Source organism: Azospirillum sp. UENF 112521, assembly GCF_058780665.1.
In genome coordinates this window covers 656,060-675,627 of record NZ_JBSNCI010000002.1, presented here as the reverse complement: position 1 = coordinate 675,627, position 19,568 = coordinate 656,060, and the positions used below count along the sequence as shown (strand labels likewise).

General features: G+C 68.0%; 15 protein-coding genes. 10 read left to right on the top strand and 5 right to left on the bottom strand.

Annotated elements, in window-relative coordinates:
- The first annotated feature begins 199 nt into the window (after positions 1-199).
- From ACWPN8_RS05430 to ACWPN8_RS05415, 4 genes are all read left to right on the top strand, one after another.
- The gene (locus ACWPN8_RS05430; RefSeq protein WP_109445337.1) at positions 200-1,906 is read left to right on the top strand and encodes a methyl-accepting chemotaxis protein; all 1,707 of its coding nucleotides are present in this window, start codon (positions 200-202) and stop codon (positions 1,904-1,906) included.
- A 131-nt stretch (positions 1,907-2,037) separates the two neighbouring features.
- Positions 2,038-3,372, top strand: coding sequence for a methyl-accepting chemotaxis protein (locus tag ACWPN8_RS05425; RefSeq protein ID WP_492240118.1), 1,335 nt, complete (start codon positions 2,038-2,040; stop codon positions 3,370-3,372).
- Positions 3,263-3,715, top strand: a complete 453-nt coding sequence (locus ACWPN8_RS05420; protein ID WP_492240117.1) for a methyl-accepting chemotaxis protein — start codon at positions 3,263-3,265, stop codon at positions 3,713-3,715. Before ACWPN8_RS05425 ends, ACWPN8_RS05420 begins: the two co-directional genes overlap by 110 nt.
- A 125-nt stretch (positions 3,716-3,840) precedes the next feature.
- Complete coding sequence (locus ACWPN8_RS05415) at positions 3,841-4,524, top strand: orotate phosphoribosyltransferase (protein ID WP_014247028.1); 684 nt, start codon at positions 3,841-3,843, stop codon at positions 4,522-4,524.
- 44 nt (positions 4,525-4,568) lie between these two features.
- On the opposite strand, the gene ACWPN8_RS05410 is transcribed toward ACWPN8_RS05415, so the two are convergent.
- The 4 genes from ACWPN8_RS05410 to ACWPN8_RS05395 all read right to left on the bottom strand — a co-directional run bounded on the left by ACWPN8_RS05410 (position 4,569) and on the right by ACWPN8_RS05395 (position 9,810).
- On the bottom strand, positions 4,569-5,366 hold the full coding sequence (locus ACWPN8_RS05410) for a galactosyltransferase-related protein (RefSeq protein WP_492240116.1): 798 nt from the start codon (positions 5,364-5,366) through the stop codon (positions 4,569-4,571).
- Positions 5,363-8,011 carry a tetratricopeptide repeat protein gene (locus ACWPN8_RS05405; RefSeq protein ID WP_492240115.1) on the bottom strand — a complete coding sequence of 883 codons (2,649 nt, stop codon included), beginning with the start codon at positions 8,009-8,011 and terminating at the stop codon, positions 5,363-5,365. Before ACWPN8_RS05405 ends, ACWPN8_RS05410 begins: the two co-directional genes overlap by 4 nt.
- A gap of 67 nt (positions 8,012-8,078) precedes the next feature.
- Complete coding sequence (locus ACWPN8_RS05400; RefSeq protein ID WP_492240114.1) at positions 8,079-8,801, bottom strand: hypothetical protein; 723 nt, start codon at positions 8,799-8,801, stop codon at positions 8,079-8,081.
- Positions 8,802-8,832: 31 nt separating this feature from the next.
- Positions 8,833-9,810 carry a glycosyltransferase family 10 domain-containing protein gene (locus tag ACWPN8_RS05395; protein ID WP_492240113.1) on the bottom strand — a complete coding sequence of 326 codons (978 nt, stop codon included), beginning with the start codon at positions 9,808-9,810 and terminating at the stop codon, positions 8,833-8,835.
- Between the two features lie 377 nt (positions 9,811-10,187).
- On the opposite strand from ACWPN8_RS05395, the gene ileS reads away from it, so the two are divergent.
- The 5 genes from ileS (at position 10,188) to ACWPN8_RS05370 (ending at position 17,333) form a co-directional block, all read left to right on the top strand.
- Positions 10,188-13,031, top strand: a complete 2,844-nt coding sequence (gene ileS, locus ACWPN8_RS05390; RefSeq protein ID WP_492240112.1) for an isoleucine--tRNA ligase — start codon at positions 10,188-10,190, stop codon at positions 13,029-13,031.
- Between the two features lie 206 nt (positions 13,032-13,237).
- Positions 13,238-13,741, top strand: a complete 504-nt coding sequence (lspA, locus tag ACWPN8_RS05385) for a signal peptidase II (RefSeq protein WP_109452580.1) — start codon at positions 13,238-13,240, stop codon at positions 13,739-13,741.
- A 107-nt stretch (positions 13,742-13,848) separates the two neighbouring features.
- The gene (locus ACWPN8_RS05380; protein WP_109445330.1) at positions 13,849-14,439 is read left to right on the top strand and encodes a DUF3035 domain-containing protein; all 591 of its coding nucleotides are present in this window, start codon (positions 13,849-13,851) and stop codon (positions 14,437-14,439) included.
- Positions 14,440-14,553: 114 nt separating this feature from the next.
- Complete coding sequence (locus ACWPN8_RS05375) at positions 14,554-15,951, top strand: M16 family metallopeptidase (protein WP_492240111.1); 1,398 nt, start codon at positions 14,554-14,556, stop codon at positions 15,949-15,951.
- Between the two features lie 2 nt (positions 15,952-15,953).
- Positions 15,954-17,333 (top strand): M16 family metallopeptidase, encoded by a 1,380-nt coding sequence (locus ACWPN8_RS05370; protein WP_492240110.1) that lies wholly within the window; start codon positions 15,954-15,956, stop codon positions 17,331-17,333.
- Positions 17,334-17,390: 57 nt separating this feature from the next.
- Here ACWPN8_RS05370 and ACWPN8_RS05365 read toward each other — a convergent pair whose 3' ends face one another.
- Positions 17,391-17,558 carry a hypothetical protein gene (locus ACWPN8_RS05365; protein WP_199237545.1) on the bottom strand — a complete coding sequence of 56 codons (168 nt, stop codon included), beginning with the start codon at positions 17,556-17,558 and terminating at the stop codon, positions 17,391-17,393.
- A gap of 206 nt (positions 17,559-17,764) precedes the next feature.
- Here ACWPN8_RS05365 and pgi point away from each other — a divergent pair, with 206 nt between their 5' ends.
- The gene (gene pgi, locus ACWPN8_RS05360) at positions 17,765-19,417 is read left to right on the top strand and encodes a glucose-6-phosphate isomerase (protein WP_492240109.1); all 1,653 of its coding nucleotides are present in this window, start codon (positions 17,765-17,767) and stop codon (positions 19,415-19,417) included.
- Positions 19,418-19,568: the final 151 nt, after the last annotated feature.

Sequence of the window (19,568 nt, the reverse complement as noted above, 5' to 3'; positions counted from 1 at the left end):
TTTCCCGGATCGGTCTCCGGGCCTCGCATATTGCGGCGGCGGCTTCGATCCGCAACCCGCACATTTTTGCGCAGGCTTGCGCCGGCCACCTTGCCGGGCAGGCTTAAAAGCACATGTTGAGTAACCCAAAAAGGTAACGATTTTTGGGGTAAGGTCTGATTATTGCCCATGCGGGCCAACTCTGACGGGATGCGCCGATATGTTTCTTCCACGGCACGCCACGATTCGCACACGTTTGTTTCTCGGCTTCGGCGTGGTTCTTGTCCTTCTGATCAGTCTGACCGTCATCGGGGTCCGCGAGGTGCGGAAAATCGACGCCGACCTCACTCGGATCAACGAGGTCAACAGCGTCAAGCAGCGCTATGCCATCAACTTCCGCGGCAGTGTCCACGACCGGGCCATCGCCCTGCGCGACGTGGTGCTGACCACCGACCCGGCGATCCTGTCGCTGGTGCTGGCCGACATCGACCGGCTGGCAGCCTATTACGAGGAGTCCGCCAAGCCGCTCGACGCCATGTTCGCCGCAATGGCCGACATCGAGCCGGAGGAACGGCAGTTGCTGACCGGCATCAAGGAGATCGAGGCGAAGAGCCTGCCGGCGATCAAGGCCGTCATCGCCGCCCGCAAGGCGAACGACATGGCCGCCGCGCAGAAGGGGCTGATGCAGGATGCCCGCCCGGCCTTCACCGAATGGCTGAAGCGCATCAACGCCTTCATCGACCTGCAGGAGCGCAAGAACCAGACCATCGCCGCGCGTGCCCGCGATGTCGCCAAGGGCTTCCAGACGCTGATGCTGTCGCTGTGCGGCGCCGCCCTGCTGATGGCCGGTGCCTTCGGCCTGTGGACGGTCGCCGCCCTGCGTCCGCTGCGGCGCCTGACCAACGCCATGCTGACGCTGGCGCGCGGCGATCTGACCGTCACCGTCCCGGCATCGGATTCCAAGGACGAGATCGGGCAGATCACCGGTGCGGTCGAGGTGTTCAAGGCCAACGCGGTGGAGGCCGATGCCTTCCGCCGCCGCCAGGCCGAGGCGGAACATGCCGCCGAGGAGCGCAAGCGCGCCGAGATGGCCGCACTGGCCGACCGGTTCGAGAACGAGGTGAAGGGCGTGGTCGACAGCGTCGCCTCCTCCTCGACCGAGGTGCGGGCGCTGGCGAAGTCGCTGGCGACCACCGCCGACCATACCGAGACCCAGGCGACCACCGTCGCCGCCGCATCGGAGCAGGCATCGGTCAACGTCCAGACCGTGGCCGCCGCCGCGGAGGAACTGGCCGCCTCCATCTCCGAGATCGGCCGCCAGATCGGCGAAAGCAGCCGCAAGGCCAAGCAGGCCGCCGACCAGGCCGACGGCACCAACCGCATCGTCGACGGCCTGTCGTCCAAGGCCAACCAGATCGGCGACGTGGTGAACCTCATCAACTCCATCGCCGGGCAAACGAACCTGCTGGCACTCAACGCCACCATCGAGGCGGCACGGGCGGGTGAGGCGGGCAAGGGCTTCGCCGTCGTCGCCAGCGAGGTGAAGAGCCTCGCCAACCAGACCGCCAAGGCGACCGGCGACATTTCGCAGCAGATCGCCGAGATCCAGACGGCCACCGCCGACGCGGTGGAGGCGATCCAGAGCATCGCCGCCACCATCGGCGAGGTGAACGTCATCGTCGGCACCATCGCCCAGGCGGTCGACGGACAGAACGCCGCCACCATGGAGATCGCCCGCAACGTCCAGCAGGCGGCGGCCGGCACCAACGAGGTCTCGTCCTCGATCGGCGGTGTGCTCCAGGCGGCCTCCGAAACCGGCAGCGGCGCATCGCGCCTGCTCTCCTCGTCCGGGGAGCTGTCGAAGCAGGCGGAACTGCTGCACACCCAGGTGGACCGGTTCCTGGGAAGCGTGCGGGGCAAGGTCTGACGAAATGCGCGAACGGCCGGGCGTTCGCGCAACACCCCGAAAAACCCCTATAGGAATCAGCATATAAAATTGCCTATCCTGCACGGATGATGCGTCAATCCCATTTTGCGTACCAATGAAGGGTTGTGCAGATGTCCGTCCTGACCCTGTCCCGGAAATTGTCTCTGCTGCCTTTGTCCTTCGCCTTGGCATTGCTGGTCGTGGGGGGTGTCGCCGTCTCGGCGCTCTCCGTCGTCGATGGGGCGAACCGTCAGGTTCTGATCACGGGAGAAGCCCTGTCGAACCATCAGGCGGGCGACATGATGCACGACGCCCTGCGTGCGGACGTGCTTGCCGCTCTTCTGACCGGCCCGGACGGCGCGGAAGCAGAGCGGGACGAGGTCCGAAAGGATCTCAAGGACCATGCCGACACGTTTCGCGAAGCGTTGAGCGCCAACCGGCACCTTGCCCTCAGCCCCGCCATCGGCAGGGGGCTGGATGAACTGCTGCCCGAGATGGAGGAGTACATCCGGGCGGCGGAGGGGCTGATCGCGGTGGCGCTCCGCGACAGGGCGAAGGCGAAGGACGGGCTTGCCGGCTTTCTGGAGCGTTTCCATCGGCTGGAGGAGCGCAACGAAGCCCTGTCCACCTTGATCCGGGCGGAAAACCAGGCGAGCAACGGCGATTCGGCCAGCATCACGGCCTACGCCTATGTGCTGATCGGCGTGGTGACCGCACTGGCCATCGGCGGATCGGCCCTGATGGCGCTTGTGATCGGCCGCTCGATCGTCCGGCCGCTCGACCGCGCCGCGGACGGAATCGCCGAGATCGGGCGCGGGCGACGCGATATTGCCTTGAAGCATCCGGTGGACGATGCCATCGGCCGGGTGACCGCGGCCGTGATGCTGATGCAAAGCCAGGCAAGCGATCTCGACCGCCGCCGGGCCGAGGAGGAGACGCGGCGGGACGAGGAGCAGCGCAAACTTGCCGCCCTGAACGACGCCACGCAACGCTTCACCCATCAGACCGAGATCATCCTGAGCGGGCTGGGCACCACCAGCGAACAGCTTCAATCCACCGCCGGCACGATGTCGGAGGACGCAGGCCGCGCGGCGGACGAGGTCGGACATGTGCGCGGGCATGCGGACGCTGCGAGCCGCATCGTGAGCGACGCCGCCGCCGGCGCCGATGGGTTGGGAGCCCTCATCGACGAGGTGGGCCGTCACAGCGGGAAGGCCGCCCGGATGACAGCCGACGCCGTCCAGCGGACCGATGAAGCCGCGGGCCGCATCCGCGAACTGGCCGAGGCGTCGCGGCGGATCGGCGAAGTGGTCGGCCTGATCAATTCGATTGCCAGCCAGAACCAACCTGCTGGCATTGAACGCCACCATCGAGGCGGCGCGCGCCGGGGAGGCCGGCAAGGGCTTCGCCGTGGTCGCCAGCGAGGTCAAGAGCCTGGCAGGCCAGACCGCGCGTGCGACCGATGACATCCAAAGCCAGATCGCCGGCATCCAGACCATCGTGGACGAAGCGGTCCATGCCATGGACGGGGTTTCCCGCACGGTGGATGCGGCCCGGGACAGCGGGGCGGCCATCGCGGATGCGGTGTCGCGCCAATCGGACGCGGCGGAGGGTATCCTGCGGGCGATGAAGGACGGGTCGGGCGCGGTGACGGCGATGTCCGGCATGCTGGGCGACGTCCACGATGTCATTGTGCGGACCGACCGCACCGCCGGCGAACTGGCCGGGGCCGCGGCCAAGCTGCGGCGGGAGATGCAGCAGCTGCGGACGGATGTCGACACCTACACCCGCACCGTGCGGACAGCCTGACAGCAAATGCCGAGTTCCTGACGGGATGAGCGGGGAAGGATGGTCGGGAATTGCGAATCGCGCCCTCCCCCGCTACACAATGGGCATCCGCGCGATGCCATCCCGTTTTCCGGAGCCCTTCTTCCATGTCGACCCTGCCCGATCAGGCCACCATCGCCGCCACCGCGGCCAAGATCCTGCTGGAGATCAAGGCGCTGCACTTCAACGCCGAGACGCCCTTCATCTTCACCTCGGGTTGGGCCAGCCCGGTCTACACCGACTGCCGCCGCATCGTCTCCTTCCCGCGCGCCCGCAAGGCGCTGATGGATTTCGCCGTCGCCACCATCGAGCGCGAGATCGGCTATGAGGCAATCGACGCGGTGGCGGGCGGCGAGACCGCCGGCATCCCCTTCGCCGCCTGGATCGCCGACCGGCTGGAACTGCCGATGCAGTATGTGCGCAAGAAGCCGAAGGGCTTCGGCCGCAACGCCCAGATCGAAGGTTTGCTGACCGAGGGGCAGCGCGTCCTGCTGGTCGAGGATCTGGCGACCGACGGCAAGAGCAAGGAGAACTTCGTCACCGCGCTGCGCAACGGCGGCGCCCAGGTGACCGACACCTTCGTGATCTTCCACTACGGCATCTTCCCGCAGTCGAAGGTCAACATGGACGCCATCGGCGTGCGCCTGCACGCGCTGTGCACTTGGTGGGACGTGCTGAAGGTCGCCCGCGACAACCGCTATTTCGACGAGAACACCCTGTCGGAAGTCGAGAAGTTCCTGAACGATCCGGTCGGCTGGTCGTCCGCCCACGGCGGCAAGTCGAGCATGTGACGCAAGACGGGGGGCGGTGGAGCAGCCGCCGTCCCCCGCGGTTGTCAGGCCTGGGTGCCGGCCGCCGCCGCCTGTTCCGGCGTCGGGGCATGGGCGAAGCGAACCCGGACGATCTCCCAACGGTCCTGCGCACCTTCGACACACCCATCGCAAGACCTGCGGTCCAGCACCTCGAAGGACAGCGAGGACAAACCGTCGCCGGCCGGGATCTTGCCGGAAGACCAAAGCCCCTGAAAAACGCGGCGGTTCACCAGGGAAATGGGGGATGGCGCCGCCTCCGGTGTGAAGCCGTCATTGGCATGGTCGAGCGGCTGGAAACGCCCCTTGCGCCGGCCGGTTGGGATGCGGCGCGCCCGGATGCGCAGCGAAAAGTCGAAATCCTCGTATCCCCAGCCCCAAAAGAGGTTGGAATAGCCGTCGATCTGCCGCATCGCCGCGTTCGGCATCAACAGCGCGCCGCCCATCGTGCTTTCGAGGTTCGTCGTCACCGTGCGGTCCGAGCGTCCCGGCGCCACCGGGCGCAGCTCCGCCCCGTACCATAGGATCGGTGTGGGACAGTCGGCCCAGGAATAATCGGCATCGACCGGCAGGTAATCGACGTCGTGCAGGCAGACATAGTCGCTCTGCCCTTCGCCCAGCAGGAAGCCGGCATTCTTCAGCGCCCCACGGTTGAAGGGAAGCCCGGCCTCCTGCTCCACGACGGTGACGCGATAATCGATCGGCTGCGCCAGACGGTCGAAATAAGCGCTCACCCAGGGAACGAACTGGCGGAGATGGTCTGCGCGATCCCGGTAGGGGACGACGATGTGCAGCCGCGCTCCTGTGCTCTCGCCGGTGGTCATGCGCTCTCCCCTCTTCCCTCTATGGCGGATGCCGGACCGCCGGCGTCCTCAGCCGTGACGGTGATCGGGCGCGGCGCACCGCCGGCCCGGTGAATGTCCCACATCGCCCGGTAGGCCGCCTCCAGATGCCGGGTGAAGCGCGGCGTGTCGAACAGCGGGCAGACCGGCCGGTTGAGTGCCAGCCGCTGCCGCAGGTCGCGGAGCCGTCCGGGCGACCGGGCGAGCGCCACCGCCTCCGCCTCGTAGGCCTCCTGCCCGTCGACGATCAGTTCGGGCAATCCGGCCGCCCGCAGCAGGCTGGCCGCCACGCGCCCGGCGAAGGTCGTCCCGCGCCGGGTCAGCACCGGCAGGCCCGCCCACAGAGCGTCGCTGGCCGTCGTGTGGGCGTTGTAGGGAAGCGTGTCGAGGAACAGGTCGGCCAGCCGGTGCCGCGCCAGATGCTCCGCGTGCGGCAGGGGTTGGGCGAAGACGAGCCGATGGGGATCGAGACCGCGGGCCTTGCCCTCGCGGCGCAGGTTGACCGCCACCTGGGGATCGCCGGCATAGAGCCACAGCACGCTGCCCGGCACCGCCGCCAGGATGCGCGCCCAGCCGTCGAACAAAGCGGGCGTCAGCTTGTAGGCGCTGTTGAAGCAGCAGAAGACGAAACCCTCCTCGGGCAAGCCGCAGTCCCGGCGCGTCGGCGTGGCCTCGGCGATGGCGCGCCGGCGGTCGTTGGGCTGATAGCAATCCGGCAGCCGCACCACCCGCTCGCTGAAGAAGCCGTCCTCGCCCGGCGCGATCACCTTGGAATCGGCGACGATGTAGTCGACGTAGCCCGCCCCCAGCGTTCCGGGATAGCCCAGCCAATTGACCTGCACCGGGGCGGGACGGGCCGCCAGGATCGAGGTGCGCGAGAAGGAGGTGAAGCCGGTCAGATCGACCAGGATGTCGATGCCGTCCGCCGCGATTGTCCGCGCCGCATCGGCGTCGGTGTGGCGGCGCAGGTCGACGAAGCGCTCGATCCCGCGTTGGAACCGCTGGCGCAGCGCGCTGCCGTCGTCGAGGCCGGTCGAATAGGCGGTGACGGCGAAGCGGGACCGGTCATGGCTTTCCAGCGCATCGACCATCAGGTGGCCCATGGCATGCTCACGGAAATCCGACGACAGATAGCCGATCCGCAACCGCCCATCGCCTGCGGCCGCCATCGCCACCGTCGTCACCGCCGGCCGGATGACGGTCCCGGCGCCGCGGGCCTTCGCCACCGCCCAGCGGGCCGCGGCGGACTGCTGGTCGGCGAGGGTCGAGGCGCAGGACAGGACGTCGAAAGGCGACACCCCCTCCGCCCCGGCGCGCACCTGCCGCAGAAGCTCCGCCTCAAGCCCGTCCAGATCGCGCCAGTCGCACAGTAGCCTCTGCTGATGCACGAGCTGGCCGAGGGCAGCGGCGTGGCCGGGAACCAGCCGGAGGACCCGCCGGCAGGCATCCGCCGACTGCATGCTCCAGCCGGCCATCGCGGCGGCCATCGCCAGATCGGCCAGGGCATCCGGCTCGCCGGGGGCCAGCGCCACCGCCTTGCGCAGAACGGCAACCGCGGCATCGGGTCTGACGGCCTCCGCCAACACACTGCCCAACCGCCGCCAGGCCTCGCCGTTCGCCGGCTGCCTGGCCAGCAGGGCCCGCAGGACCGCAAGCGCCCCGTCCGCCTCGCGCAGTCCCGACAGGGCCTGGGCCAGATTGATCTCGGCCACCGGAAAGTCCGGTTGCAGCGCCAGCGCCGCACGGTATTCGGCCACCGCGTCGTGCCAGCGCCCGAGTTCCTGCAAGGCACTGGCGACATTGTTGCGAGCCGCCGGGTTCGACGGCTCCAGCCGGGCCGCGGCCGAGGTGGCGCGCCATGCCTCCTCCAGGCGCCGCGCGGCACCGGCGGCATTGCCCAGGGCCAGCCAGTTGCGGGCGCTCCCCGGATCGAGCGCAACCGCAAGACGGCCGGCGGCAAGCGCCTCCGCCGGGCGCCCGCCGGCGTCGAGCAGGCCGCTCAGGTTGTGCCAGCAGTCGGCATCCTGCGGCGCAAGGCCAAGCGCCTTGCGGAAGGCCGCTTCCGCCTCGGCTCCCTGTCCGATGGCATGGAGGGCCACGCCCAGCTTGGACCAGGACGCCGCATCGGCGGGATCGATCCGCGCCGCCTCGCGATGCGCGGCGGCGGCCTCCGCGAAGCGGCCGAGGTCCTGAAGGGCGACGCCGAGGTTGTTGTGGACCTCTCCCAGATGGGAAAAGCTCGCCAGCACCTCGCGGTAATGGGGCTCGGCATCCTGCGGGCGCCCCTGCCGGTGCAGGGCCATCGCCAGACCGTAATGGGCATCGGCCGATGCCGGGGCGACCCGCAGAGCGGCGGCATAGACCGTCGCCGCCGCATCCCAGCGGGCCATGCCGGCCATGGCCGCTCCGAAATCGAGATAGACCTCCAGGTCCTTGGCGATGGCCAGTGACTTCTGGAACAGGCTCACCGCGTCGCGCGGGTTGCCCAGCCGCAACTCCACCACCCCCAGCCGGTGCAGAACCGCCGGGTTCTGCGGCTCGGTCCGCAGGGCGTCGAGATAGCCGGCCCTGGCCTCCTCCAGCCTGCCGGCGTTTTCCGCCGCCACGGCACGGGCAAAACTGGTCATGCGCTTCTGCCGATCGCCGCTGGCGGTTGACGGGAATGGACCGGGCTTCTGTCTGCCACAACCGGCCCTAGTCGCGCCAGCGCGTGTGTTCCATGATACGGGGAATCCCGGCCGGACGGCTCCCGTCCCCCCATTGCGAGATGTCGGGAATGGTTCTCACGCGATGGCGGCGGCCGAGCAGGCTGAGGATGCTCTGGTCGTGGCGGTGGTCGCGGAACTCCGGATAGTTCGGCAGGCCGCATTCGTTGGGCGCGTCGGTGATCAGCCGGGCATCCTGGCAAAGCCGCAGCCATTGCGCGACGAAATCCATGGTTTCAGGCCCGCGTTCGCACAGGATGAAACTGCCCATGATCTGCGGCGCCTCGACGACATCGGGCCGGTCCAGCCCCATGAAGTGGAAACAGTCGCGCTTGGTCCAGGCACCGTTGCGGTGGTCATCGCCCAGCGTGAACAGCAGGATCGGCAGATCGCGCCGCTGCCGGCAAATGTCGATCAACGGATCGACGCTGTGGACGAAATGGGCGCCGCTGTCGCTGTAGAACAGGATGTCGCCGTCCTTCAGATCCTCGCGCAGCAAGCGGTCGATGAAGTAGGGCTTCCACAGCCAATAGCCGGCCCCGCGCGGCTGGTCCAGCACATGCCGGTTCCGCGAGGCGAAAGCGGCATCGATGCGCTGGCGCCCCATCATCGCGACGCCGTCGAAACCGCCGGTCTCCAGGCCGGTCCTGCCATTGTATTTCTGCGCCGTCGTGAAGGCCCCGTCGGCATAATTCAACAGCACCCGTCTCATCGGTCCACCTCCCCCACAGTCAAAGCCACAGTCAAAGACGGCTTTCGATCCATTCGGCCAGACGGTAGGCATCGAAGTGGAAATCCTCCGTGCCGAGGAAAGGCGGCGTGCTGCGGTAGCGGCGGTAGGCGCCGTAATCGTCGTCGATGGCCAGGATGGCGTCGATGGCCTCCTCGTCGGAGGAGTATCGCGACACGTCGATGAAGCTGCCGGCCGCGACATCGCGCAGGACGCCGGGATCGCCCCAATAGAGCGGCACCGCTCCGGCCTGGAAAGCGTCCAGGATCTTCTCGGTCAGATAGCCGGGATGGCTTGCGTTCTCGAAGGCGAAGGCGAAGCGGTAGCGGGAGAACACCCGGATCTTCGGCAGCCACCCCATCTTCACCACGCTGCCGGTGTTGTTCAGCAGCCAGCCCACCGAGTCGACATGGCGCCGGGCGCCGAGCATGTGGAAGAAGTCGTTGCGGCGGGCGCAGTTGGGGTTCTTGTAGAGGAAGGCGCAGAATTTCCGCTCTGCGGCGTCCTCCCGCGTCGGCGGCACGGGCGGCAGCACGGGCTGGCAGAAATACGGCGCCGCCCCTTCGCGCAGATGGTCGTAGGCATGCACGACGTAAAGCGGCAGGCGGAAATGCCGGGGATCGTCGATGCGGTCGAACGACACCGACATGTCGATGCCGTCGAGCGGCGGCCGCACATTCTCCCCGGTGAAGAACATCGACCGGGCCGTCCGTATCTCCCGGGGACCGGTGCCGAACACCGAGACGATGGCGAGGTCGCTGTCGTTCTCGACCACGGACACCTGGAAGCGGGCGGACAGGATTTCGACGAAGAAGTTCGCCGATGGATCGAACTCGGGCCAGAAATCGAAGAAGGCGACCTTCAGGTTCGGCTTGGCACCCCGTCGTCCGCCGTCCGGCCCCTGCAGAAGGAAGCGGTCCAGAACCGCCGGATCCCTGTTGCGGGTGTCGAGGAACTCCGACAGGAAGACGCCGGTCCGCTGGTCGATCATGCCGAAGACGCTCCCGCGCGTTCTTGAGTGCCGCGAGCGGCCCGCGCCGCGGACAAGCTCGGCGGACACACCGTAATTTTGCCGCCGCCGGGTTGCCAGCGGTAATTTCGGAAGGCGATGCCGAGGGGACTTCCGCCCGGCGAAGCCGGTTCGCGGTTGCACACGGCGCATGTGAGCGGTCCTTGACCGCACGGCCCGCGCCGCTAATATCCGGCGCCATGGACGTCTCCTTGCGGATCCCGATGATGATGCGCGCTCCTGCGCATCGCGCGCGAATTACCGGCCCGGCTCTCTGAGGAGGGCCGGGATAGAGACCTGCTGTGTTCCGGGTGGCCTCATCGCCGCCCGACGGTGATGCTTTCCCCCAGGGATCCGATATGACCCGCGATTACAAATCGACCGTCTTCCTGCCCCGCACCGACTTCCCCATGCGCGGCGGCCTGCCGACCAAGGAGCCCGAGCTGCTGAAGCGCTGGGCCGAGATGGACCTGTTCGGCAAGCTGCGCGCCGGCGCCAAGGGCCGCAAGAAGTTCGTGCTGCATGACGGCCCGCCCTATGCCAACGGCAACATCCACATCGGCCACGCCGTCAACAAGATCCTGAAGGACGTCATCGTCCGCTTCCGCCAGATGCAGGGCTTCGACGCCGACTATGTCCCCGGGTGGGACTGCCACGGCCTGCCCATCGAGTGGAAGATCGAGGAGAAGTACCGCAAGGCCGGCAAGAACAAGGATGACGTGCCACTCATCCAGTTCCGCGCCGAATGCCGCCAGTTCGCCGAGGAATGGGTCGGCATCCAGGCCGCCGAGTTCCGCCGCCTGGGCGTGGAGGGCGACTGGAAGCAGCCCTACGCCACCATGACCTTCCCGGCCGAGGCGCAGATCGTCCGCGAGATCCACAAGTTCGCGGTGAACGGCAGCCTGTACAAGGGCTTCAAGCCGGTGATGTGGTCGGTGGTCGAGAAGACCGCGCTGGCCGATGCCGAGGTCGAATACCACGACCACACATCCACCACCGTCTTCGCCCGCTTCCCCGTCTGGGGATCGTCGGCGCCGGAGGTGGACGAGGCCAGCATCGTCATCTGGACGACCACCCCCTGGACCCTGCCGGGCAACCGCGCCATCGCCTATGGCGACGAGATCGAATACGCGACCTTCAAGGTCACGGCGGTCGCCGAGGGCAGCAAGGCCGTGGTCGGCGAGCGCCTCGTGCTCGCCACCGCGCTTGCCGAAAGCGTGCTGAAGGAGACCGGCATCACCGAGTGGAAGCAGTTGCACCGCTTCCCCGGCTCACGGCTCGCCGGCACCTATTGCCGCCACCCGCTGAACGGCAAGGGCTACGACTTCAAGGTGCCGCTGCTGGCCGGCGACTTCGTGACGACCGACGCCGGTTCGGGCTTCGTCCACATCGCCCCCGGCCATGGCGAGGACGACTTCCGCCTGGGCCAGGCCAACGGCATCGAGGTGCCGCAGACGGTGGGCGAGGACGGGCGCTACTACGCCCATGTGCCGCTGTTCGCCGGGCTGGCCGTCTACACCGACCAGGGCAAGACCGGCCCGGCCAACAAGGCGGTGCTGGAGGCGTTCGAGGAAGCCGGGTCGCTGCTGGCCAGCAACCGCATCAAGCACAGCTATCCGCACAGCTGGCGCTCCAAGGCGCCGCTGATCTTCCGCACCACGCCGCAATGGTTCATCTCGATGGAGACGAACGACCTGCGCAAGGTGGCGCTGCAGGCGATCTCCGACACCCGCTGGGTCCCGTCGCAGGGCGAGAACCGCATCCGCTCGATGATCGAGAGCCGGCCTGACTGGTGCATCAGCCGCCAGCGCGCCTGGGGCGTGCCGATCGCGCTGTTCGTCCGCAAGTCGACCGGCGAGATCCTGCGCGACGAGGCGGTGTTCGCCCGCATCGCCGACATCTTCCAGCAGGAGGGCGCCGACGCCTGGTTCGCCCGCGACCCGCAGGACTTCCTCGGCAACAGCTATTCCGCCGACGAGTTCGAGCAGGTCCGGGACATCGTCGACGTCTGGTTCGAGTCGGGATCCTCGCACGCCTTCGTGCTGGAACAGCGGCTGGAGGAGCTGGCCTGGCCGGCCGACCTCTATCTGGAGGGCTCCGACCAGCATCGCGGCTGGTTCCACTCCTCGCTGCTGGAAAGCTGCGGAACCCGCGGCCGGGCGCCCTACAACGCGGTGCTGACCCACGGCTTCGTGCTCGACGAGCAGGGCCGCAAGATGTCCAAGTCGCTGGGCAACGTGGTGGCCCCGCAGGAGGTCTGCGACCAGTATGGCGCCGACATCCTGCGCCTGTGGATCATCAACTCCGACTATTCGGAGGATCTCCGCATCGGCAAGGAGATCATCAAGACCCAGGCAGACCTATACCGCCGCCTGCGCAACACGCTGCGCTACCTGCTGGGCGCGCTGGCCGACTACAGCCCGGCCGAGCGGATCGACGCCGCCGAGATGCCGGAGCTGGAGCGCTGGGTCCTGCACCGCCTGTCGGAGCTGGACACGCTGGTCCGCGAGAAGGTCGAGGCCTACGACTTCCACGCCCTGTTCGTCGCCCTGCACAACTTCTGTGCGGTGGAGCTGTCGGCCTTCTATTTCGACGTCCGCAAGGACAGCCTCTATTGCGATCCGGTCGATTCGGTGCGCCGCCGGTCGGTGCGGACGGTGATGGAGCATCTGTTCTCCAACCTGACCGCCTGGCTCGCGCCCATCCTCTGCTTCACCGCGGAAGAGGCGTGGCTGGCCCGGCCGGCCGGCTTGACGGAGGGATCGGGCTGGACCGACGAGAGCGTGCATCTGCGCGGCTTCCCGGAGGTGCCGGCGGAATGGCGCAACGACGATCTGGCCGCCAAGTGGGAGGCGGTGCGCACCGTCCGCCGCGTCGTCACCGGCGCCCTGGAGCTTGAGCGCGCCAACAAGACCATCGGCTCGTCCCTCCAGGCCGATCCGACGGTCTTCGTTGACGCCGCGACCAAGGCCCTGCTGGCCGATGTCGATTTCCAGGACGTCTGCATCACCTCGGCCATCGAGGTGACGGACGCCGCGGCGCCGGAGGGGGCCTTCACCCTGCCCGACGTCCCCGGCATCGCCGTCGCCCCGGCTCTGGCCGAAGGTGAAAAGTGCGAACGCTGCTGGAAGGTGTTGGAGGAGGTCGGCACGGTCCACGACCATCCGACGCTCTGCATCCGCTGCTCCGACGCGGTGGCATGAGGAACGTCGTCACAATCGCGGCTCTATCCCCTCTCCCCCCGCTCTCGCGCAAACTTCGTTTGCGCTGACGCGACAAGCGGACCTCCGGTCCGCCGAAAGCGGGGAGAGGGTTAGGGTGAGGGGGGTCCGCCTGCCGGACGCTCCTCGCCGCGCCTCCCCCTCCCCCAACTCTCTCCCCGGAGGGGAGAGGAAGGATGTATGGCCGCATGAACGCCTTCGTCGCCAACCAATCCCGGTCCTACTGGCTGTTCGGGCTGATCGTCGCCGTCCTGGTGGTGGTCCTCGACCAGGGCAGCAAGTGGTGGATCCTCGAGCAGGTCATGCAGCCGGTGCCGCATGTCATCGAGGTGACCCCCTTCTTCAACCTCGTGCTGGTGTGGAACTACGGCGTCAGCTTCGGCACCTTCGCCAGCGGCGGGGCGCTGATGCCCTACATCCTGAGCGCCATCGCGGCGGTGATCGCCGTCTGCCTGGTCTTCTGGCTGCGGCAGGCGGAACGACGCCTGATCGCCCTGGCGCTGGGCTTCATCATCGGCGGGGCGGTCGGCAACGTGGCCGACCGGATGCTGCACGGGGCGGTGGTCGATTTCCTCGATTTCCATGTCGGCGGCTGGCATTTCTGGGCCTTCAACGTCGCCGACAGCGGAATCAGCGTCGGCGTCGTGCTGCTGCTGATCGACGGACTGTTCGCGGGCCGCGAAAAGTCGTAAGAGTTCCGTCGCCGGTGGCGCTATAACCACCGGCGAGCGCTGACCCAAGCGGCCTCGACCTTCGGGCCGGGTCGCTACGACGTGACAGACGACGGGATCCTCCGAACGTGACCAGCATCTCCTCCGCCCTCTCCTTCCCCCGGACTCGGCTCCCGCTCATCGGGCTGGCGCTTGCGGCGTTGACGCTCGCCGGCTGCTCGGATGTGCGCCGGTCCATCGGTCTCGACCGCCAGAGCCCCGACGAATTCTCCGTCGTTTCCCGCGCTCCGCTGACCCTGCCGCCCAGCATGCAGGACCTGCCGAAGCCGCGTCCGGGTGCCGCCCGTCCGCAGGACAGCACCCCGACCCAGATGGCCGCCGGCGCCGTGTTCGGCGGCTCCTCGCGCGGCGCCAAGGCTGCGGCCGGCGCGACGGCGGGCGAGAAGTCGCTGGTCGCCCAGGCTTCGGCCCGCGACGGCATCGACCCGAACATCCGCGCCAAGGTCGATCAGGAAACCACCCAGCTGATCGTCGCCGACAAGAGCTGGATCGATTCGCTCCTGTTCTGGCAGACCCAGCAGCAGCCCTTCTCCGTCGTCGACCCGGGCAAGGAGCAGCAGCGCCTGCGTGAGGCCCAGGCCCAGGGCAAGGCGCTGGACGGCGCCGCCACCCCGACGATCGAGCGCAAGCGCAAGGCGCCGCTGGAAGGCCTGTTCTAAGCCCGGCCCGTTCCTCCGGTCTTGTCCAAGACGCGACATCACACCAGTTTCCGGGGGCGTCCTTCCCAGCGAAGGGCGCCCTTTCGATTCGGTCCTCCTGATCCGGGAGCCCTCATGCCCGCCTGCATTCCAGCCCGCCGCCTCGCCGCGGCAGGTCTCCTCGCCCTGACGATGACCGTCGCGGCCCCCCTGGCGCCGAGTCCGCTCGGGCTCCAGCCCGCCCATGCGGCGGAAAAAGGGGTGTTCTTCCCCGAGAGCTTCACCCTGTCCAACGGCATGCAGGTGGTGGTGATCCCGAACCACCGCGTGCCGGTCGTGACCCATATGGTCTGGTACAAGGTGGGCGCCGCCGACGAGGAGCGCGGCCAGTCCGGCATCGCCCATTTCCTCGAACATTTGATGTTCAAGGGGACCGATGCGATCCAGCCCGGCGAGTTCAGCCGGATCGTCGCCAAGAATGGCGGGCGCGACAACGCCTTCACCAGCTACGACTACACCGCCTATTACCAGAACGTCGCCCGCGACCGGCTGGAGATGGTGATGCGGATGGAGTCGGACCGCATGGCCAACCTGAAGCTGACCGACGCGGTGGTCTATCCCGAACGCAACGTCATCATCGAAGAGCGGCGCCAGCGCATCGAGAACGAGCCGGCCGACCGCATCGGTGAGCAGATCAACGCCACCCTCTTCGTCCACCACCCCTACGGCACCCCGGTGATCGGCTGGCCGCAGGAGATGTCGGCGCTGACGCGGGAGATGGCCGAGCGCTTCTACAAGACGTGGTACACGCCCAACAACGCCATCCTGGTGGTGTCCGGCGACGTCACCGCGGCGGAGCTGAAGCCGCTGGCCGAGCGCTATTACGGCGCCATCGCCGCCCGGCCGGTGCCGGAGCGCAAGCGGGTCACCGAGCCGCCGCTGACCTCCTCCCGCCAGGTGGTCCTGCGTGACGACGAGGTGCGGCAGCCCTCGGTCCGCCGCATCTGGACCGCACCGTCCTACCGCCTCGACCAGACCGGCCAGGCCTATGCCTTGCAGGTGCTGGCCGAGATCATGAGCGGCGGCACCACCTCGCGCCTCTACCGCAGCCTGGTGGTGGATCAGAAGGTGGCGACCTCGGCCTGGCTCGGCTATGGACCGACCGCCTGGGACATGGCGACGCTGAGCGTCGGCGCCAGCCCGGCCGCCGGCGTGCCGATGGACAAGCTCGAATCGGCTCTGTGGTCCGAGGTCGACAAGCTGCTGAAAACCGGCGTGACGGAGGAGGAGGTCGCCACCGCGCGCAAGCGCATGCTGGCCTCGGCGGCCTATGCCCGCGACAGCCTGACCGGGCCGGCCCAGACGCTGGGTGCGGCGCTCGCCACCGGCCAGAGCATCGACGACGTGGAAAGCTGGCCGGTGCGCATCGACGCCGTCACCGCCGATCAGGTCAACGCCGCCGCCCGCGCCGTGCTGAGCCAGACCAACCACGTCACCGGCCTGCTGCTGCCCCCGACCGGAAAGGACAGTTGAGGATGAGCGTGTTTCACGATGTTTCATCCGCCCGCGGACTTCCCTCCGTCCGCCTGGCGGTCGTGGCGTTCTTCCTGACGGCCACCGCCCTTCTCTCCCCCGCCCAGGCCATGGACATCAAGCGGGTGGTCAGCCCCGGCGGGATCGAGGCTTGGCTGGTCGAGGACCATAAGGTGCCGGTCGTGGCGCTGGAATGGGTCTTCGACGGGGCCGGCGGCTCCGACCCCAAGGGCAAGGACGGGCTGGCGTATCTCGCCTCCGCCATGCTGGACGAAGGCGCCGGTCCCTACAATTCGCAGACCTTCCAGGCGCGTCTACAGGACAAGGCCATCGCACTCGGCTTCGAGTCCGGGCGCGATGGCTTCAGCGGGTCCATGCGCACCCTGGCCGACAACCGCGACGAGGCGCTGGAACTGACCCGGCTTGCCCTGACCGAGCCGCATTTCGCGCCCGAGGCGCTCGACCGCATGCGCGCCTCCGTGATGGCCAGCCTGAAGCGCGACCTCGCCGATCCCAATTACGTCGCGCGGCGGCAGTTCTACGCCACCGCCTTCCCCGACCACCCCTATGGCGGCGAGACTCGCGGCAGCCTGGACAGCCTGCCGGCCATCACGCCCGACGACCTGCGCGCCTTCGTGAAGAGCCAGTTCGGCCGCGACCGGCTGGTGGTGGCGGCGACCGGCGACATCTCGCCGGAGGACCTCGGCAAGGCGCTGGACACGGTGTTCGGCGGGCTGCCGGCCAAGACCGAGGCGAAGCCGATCCCCGAAGTGACGATGTCCGGGCTGGGCCAAACCATCCTGCTGCCGCGCCCGACGGCGCAGACAGTGATGCTGATGGGTCAGCCCGGGGTGAAGCGCGACGATCCCGACTGGTACGCCGCCACGGTGATGAACTATGTGCTGGGCGGCGGCGGCTTCGGTTCGCGCCTGATGGAAGAGGTGCGCGAGAAGCGCGGGCTCAGCTATGGCGTCTACAGCTACCTGATCCCGATGGACCACACCGCGCTGGTGATGGCCGGCGGTTCCACCGTCAACGCCAAGGCGGGTCAGGCGCTGGACATCATGCGCCAGGAGTGGGCGCGCATGGCCAAGGATGGGTTGAGCGACCAGGAGATGGCCGACGCCAAGACCTACCTGACCGGCTCCTTCCCGCTGCAGCTCGGCTCGACCCAGGCCATCGCCCGCATCCTGTTGCAGGTGAAGCGCGACAATCTCGGCATCGACTACCTGAACCAGCGCGACCGCTACATAAACGCGGTGTCGCAGGCCGACATCAAGCGCGTCGCCCAACGCCTGCTCGACCCGGCCAAGCTGCTGACCGTGCTGGTCGGCAAGCCGGAGGGCGTGACGCCGACGCGGACCATCGAAGGCGGAAGCTGAGCGACCTCCGAGTGACCTGGGGGCGTCGGCTGACGACGCCCCCAGCTTCCCCTCCCCTCACGCCAAATCCGGCTGGCTCCCCGGAAAACGCGGATCGCTCGGATCGACCGGGCTGCCCGGCACCTTGCCGGGAATGATCCCGACCTGATCGGGCCGCGCGGCATCGTCGCGGTCGCGCTGTTCCTCACGCTCTTCCAAAGGCGGGGCAACGGGCTTGTCCGACATGCTGTCCTCCTGTTGAAACGTCCCTGATCGACAACACCCGACCGCCCCGCCGGGTTGCACCCCTGGCCGCCCCGCATAGGCCGATAAGCAGCGCCGACCGCCGCGTTTTGGCCCGTGGCCGTGGCTGGCGGTCGGTGTTAGGCTCCGCACGCCCCGCAAGATGGGCCGCGTCAAAGGACCGCTGACGTCAAGGAGTCCAAAGCATCATGACCGCGCTGACCCGTTCCCCCGCCTGGGCGGCTCTCGCCCACCACCGCCAGGACATGGCCGGCACGCACATGCGTGACCTGTTCGCCGCCGATCCCGGCCGGTTCAAAGCCTTCTCCATGGAAGCCGCGGGGCTGTTCCTCGACTATTCGAAGAACCGCATCACCCAGGACACGGTCCGCCTGCTGCTCGACCTCGCCCGCCAGCAGGATGTCGAGGGCGCGCGTGCCCGCATGTTCGGCGGTGAGCCGATCAACCTGACGGAAAAGCGCGCGGTCCTGCACACCGCCCTGCGCAACCGCTCCGACCGCGCCGTAACCGTCGATGGCCGCGACGTGATGCCGGGTGTGCGTGCGGTGCTGGAGCGGATGGACGCCTTCGCCAACTCGGTGCGCGACGGCGAGTGGCGCGGCTACACCGGCCAGCCGATCACCGACGTGGTGAACATCGGCATCGGCGGCTCCGACCTCGGCCCCGTCATGGCGACGGAGGCGCTGAAGCCCTTCGCCCACGCCCATGTGGCGCTGCATTACGTCTCCAACGTCGACGGCACCCATCTGGCCGAGCAGTTGAAGTGGCTGGATCCTGAGACGACCCTGTTCGTCATCGCCTCCAAGACCTTCACGACGCAGGAGACGCTGACCAACGCGCATTCCGCCCGCCGCTGGTTCCTGGAGACCGCGCAGGACGAGGCGCATGTCGCCAAGCATTTCGTCGCCGTCTCCACCAACGAGGCGGAGGTGCGCAAGTTCGGCATCGACCCGGCCAACATGTTCGGCTTCTGGGACTGGGTCGGCGGCCGCTATTCGCTGTGGTCGGCCATCGGCCTGCCGATCATGATCGCCATCGGCCCGGAGCGCTTCGCCGAGATGCTGGCCGGCGCCCATGCGATGGACGAGCATTTCCAGACCGCGCCGCTCGAACGCAACATGCCGGTGCTGATGGCCCTGCTGGGCGTCTGGTACCGCAATTTCTGGGACGCCTCGTCCTACGCGGTGCTGCCCTACGACCAGTATCTGCACCGGTTCCCCGCCTATCTCCAGCAGCTGGACATGGAGAGCAACGGCAAGTCGGTGACCCGCGGCGGCGAGCCGGTGGACTACCAGACCGGCCCGGTGCTGTTCGGCGAGCCCGGCACCAACGGCCAGCACGCCTTCTACCAGCTGATCCACCAGGGCACCTCGCTGATCCCCTGCGACTTCGTGGCGGCGGCGACCAGCCACAATCCCATCGGGGCCGAGGCCGGCGCCCATCACCGCATCCTGCTGTCCAACGTCTTCGCCCAGGCCGAGGCGTTGATGCGCGGCAAGACCGCCGACGAGGTGCGGGCGGAGATGGCCAAGGCCGGCAAGCCGGCGGATGAGGTCGAGGCCCTGGTCCCCCACCGCGTCTTCCCCGGCAACCGCCCGTCCAACACCATCCTGATGGAAAGCCTGACCCCGGCGACGCTGGGCGCCCTGATCGCGCTGTACGAGCACAAGGTGTTCGTCCAGGGCATCGTCTGGGACATCAACAGCTTCGACCAGTGGGGCGTGGAGTTGGGCAAGCAGTTGGCCAACTCCATCCTGCCGGAGATGGAGACCGGTCCGGCCGATGGAGCGCATGACAGCTCCACCACAGGACTGATGGCGTGGTGGCGGGCGCATCGGTGAGGCACGGCCCGGCTTACGCTGAATAATTGTATGTGTGCGAACGCAATCGGGCGGGATAACCTTCCCCCGATGGCGTTCGGAACATTGTGGCAGCGTTTTGGTTGAGGAGGGAAATGGTCTTTGCACCAACCCTCGCAACCGGAGCAGCCCC

Bases quoted from the DNA above. Each gene is read 5' to 3' on its own strand.
- ACWPN8_RS05430 (WP_109445337.1), top strand. From the start codon at position 200: ATGTTTCTTCCACGGCACGCCACGATTCGCACACGTTTGTTTCTCGGC.
- ACWPN8_RS05425 (WP_492240118.1), top strand. From the start codon at position 2,038: ATGTCCGTCCTGACCCTGTCCCGGAAATTGTCTCTGCTGCCTTTGTCC.
- ACWPN8_RS05415 (WP_014247028.1), top strand. From the start codon at position 3,841: ATGTCGACCCTGCCCGATCAGGCCACCATCGCCGCCACCGCGGCCAAG.
- ACWPN8_RS05410 (WP_492240116.1), bottom strand. From the start codon at position 5,366: ATGACCACCGGCGAGAGCACAGGAGCGCGGCTGCACATCGTCGTCCCC.
- ACWPN8_RS05405 (WP_492240115.1), bottom strand. From the start codon at position 8,011: ATGACCAGTTTTGCCCGTGCCGTGGCGGCGGAAAACGCCGGCAGGCTG.
- ACWPN8_RS05400 (WP_492240114.1), bottom strand. From the start codon at position 8,801: ATGAGACGGGTGCTGTTGAATTATGCCGACGGGGCCTTCACGACGGCG.
- ACWPN8_RS05395 (WP_492240113.1), bottom strand. From the start codon at position 9,810: ATGATCGACCAGCGGACCGGCGTCTTCCTGTCGGAGTTCCTCGACACC.
- ileS (WP_492240112.1), top strand. From the start codon at position 10,188: ATGACCCGCGATTACAAATCGACCGTCTTCCTGCCCCGCACCGACTTC.
- lspA (WP_109452580.1), top strand. From the start codon at position 13,238: ATGAACGCCTTCGTCGCCAACCAATCCCGGTCCTACTGGCTGTTCGGG.
- ACWPN8_RS05375 (WP_492240111.1), top strand. From the start codon at position 14,554: ATGCCCGCCTGCATTCCAGCCCGCCGCCTCGCCGCGGCAGGTCTCCTC.
- ACWPN8_RS05370 (WP_492240110.1), top strand. From the start codon at position 15,954: ATGAGCGTGTTTCACGATGTTTCATCCGCCCGCGGACTTCCCTCCGTC.
- ACWPN8_RS05365 (WP_199237545.1), bottom strand. From the start codon at position 17,558: ATGTCGGACAAGCCCGTTGCCCCGCCTTTGGAAGAGCGTGAGGAACAG.
- pgi (WP_492240109.1), top strand. From the start codon at position 17,765: ATGACCGCGCTGACCCGTTCCCCCGCCTGGGCGGCTCTCGCCCACCAC.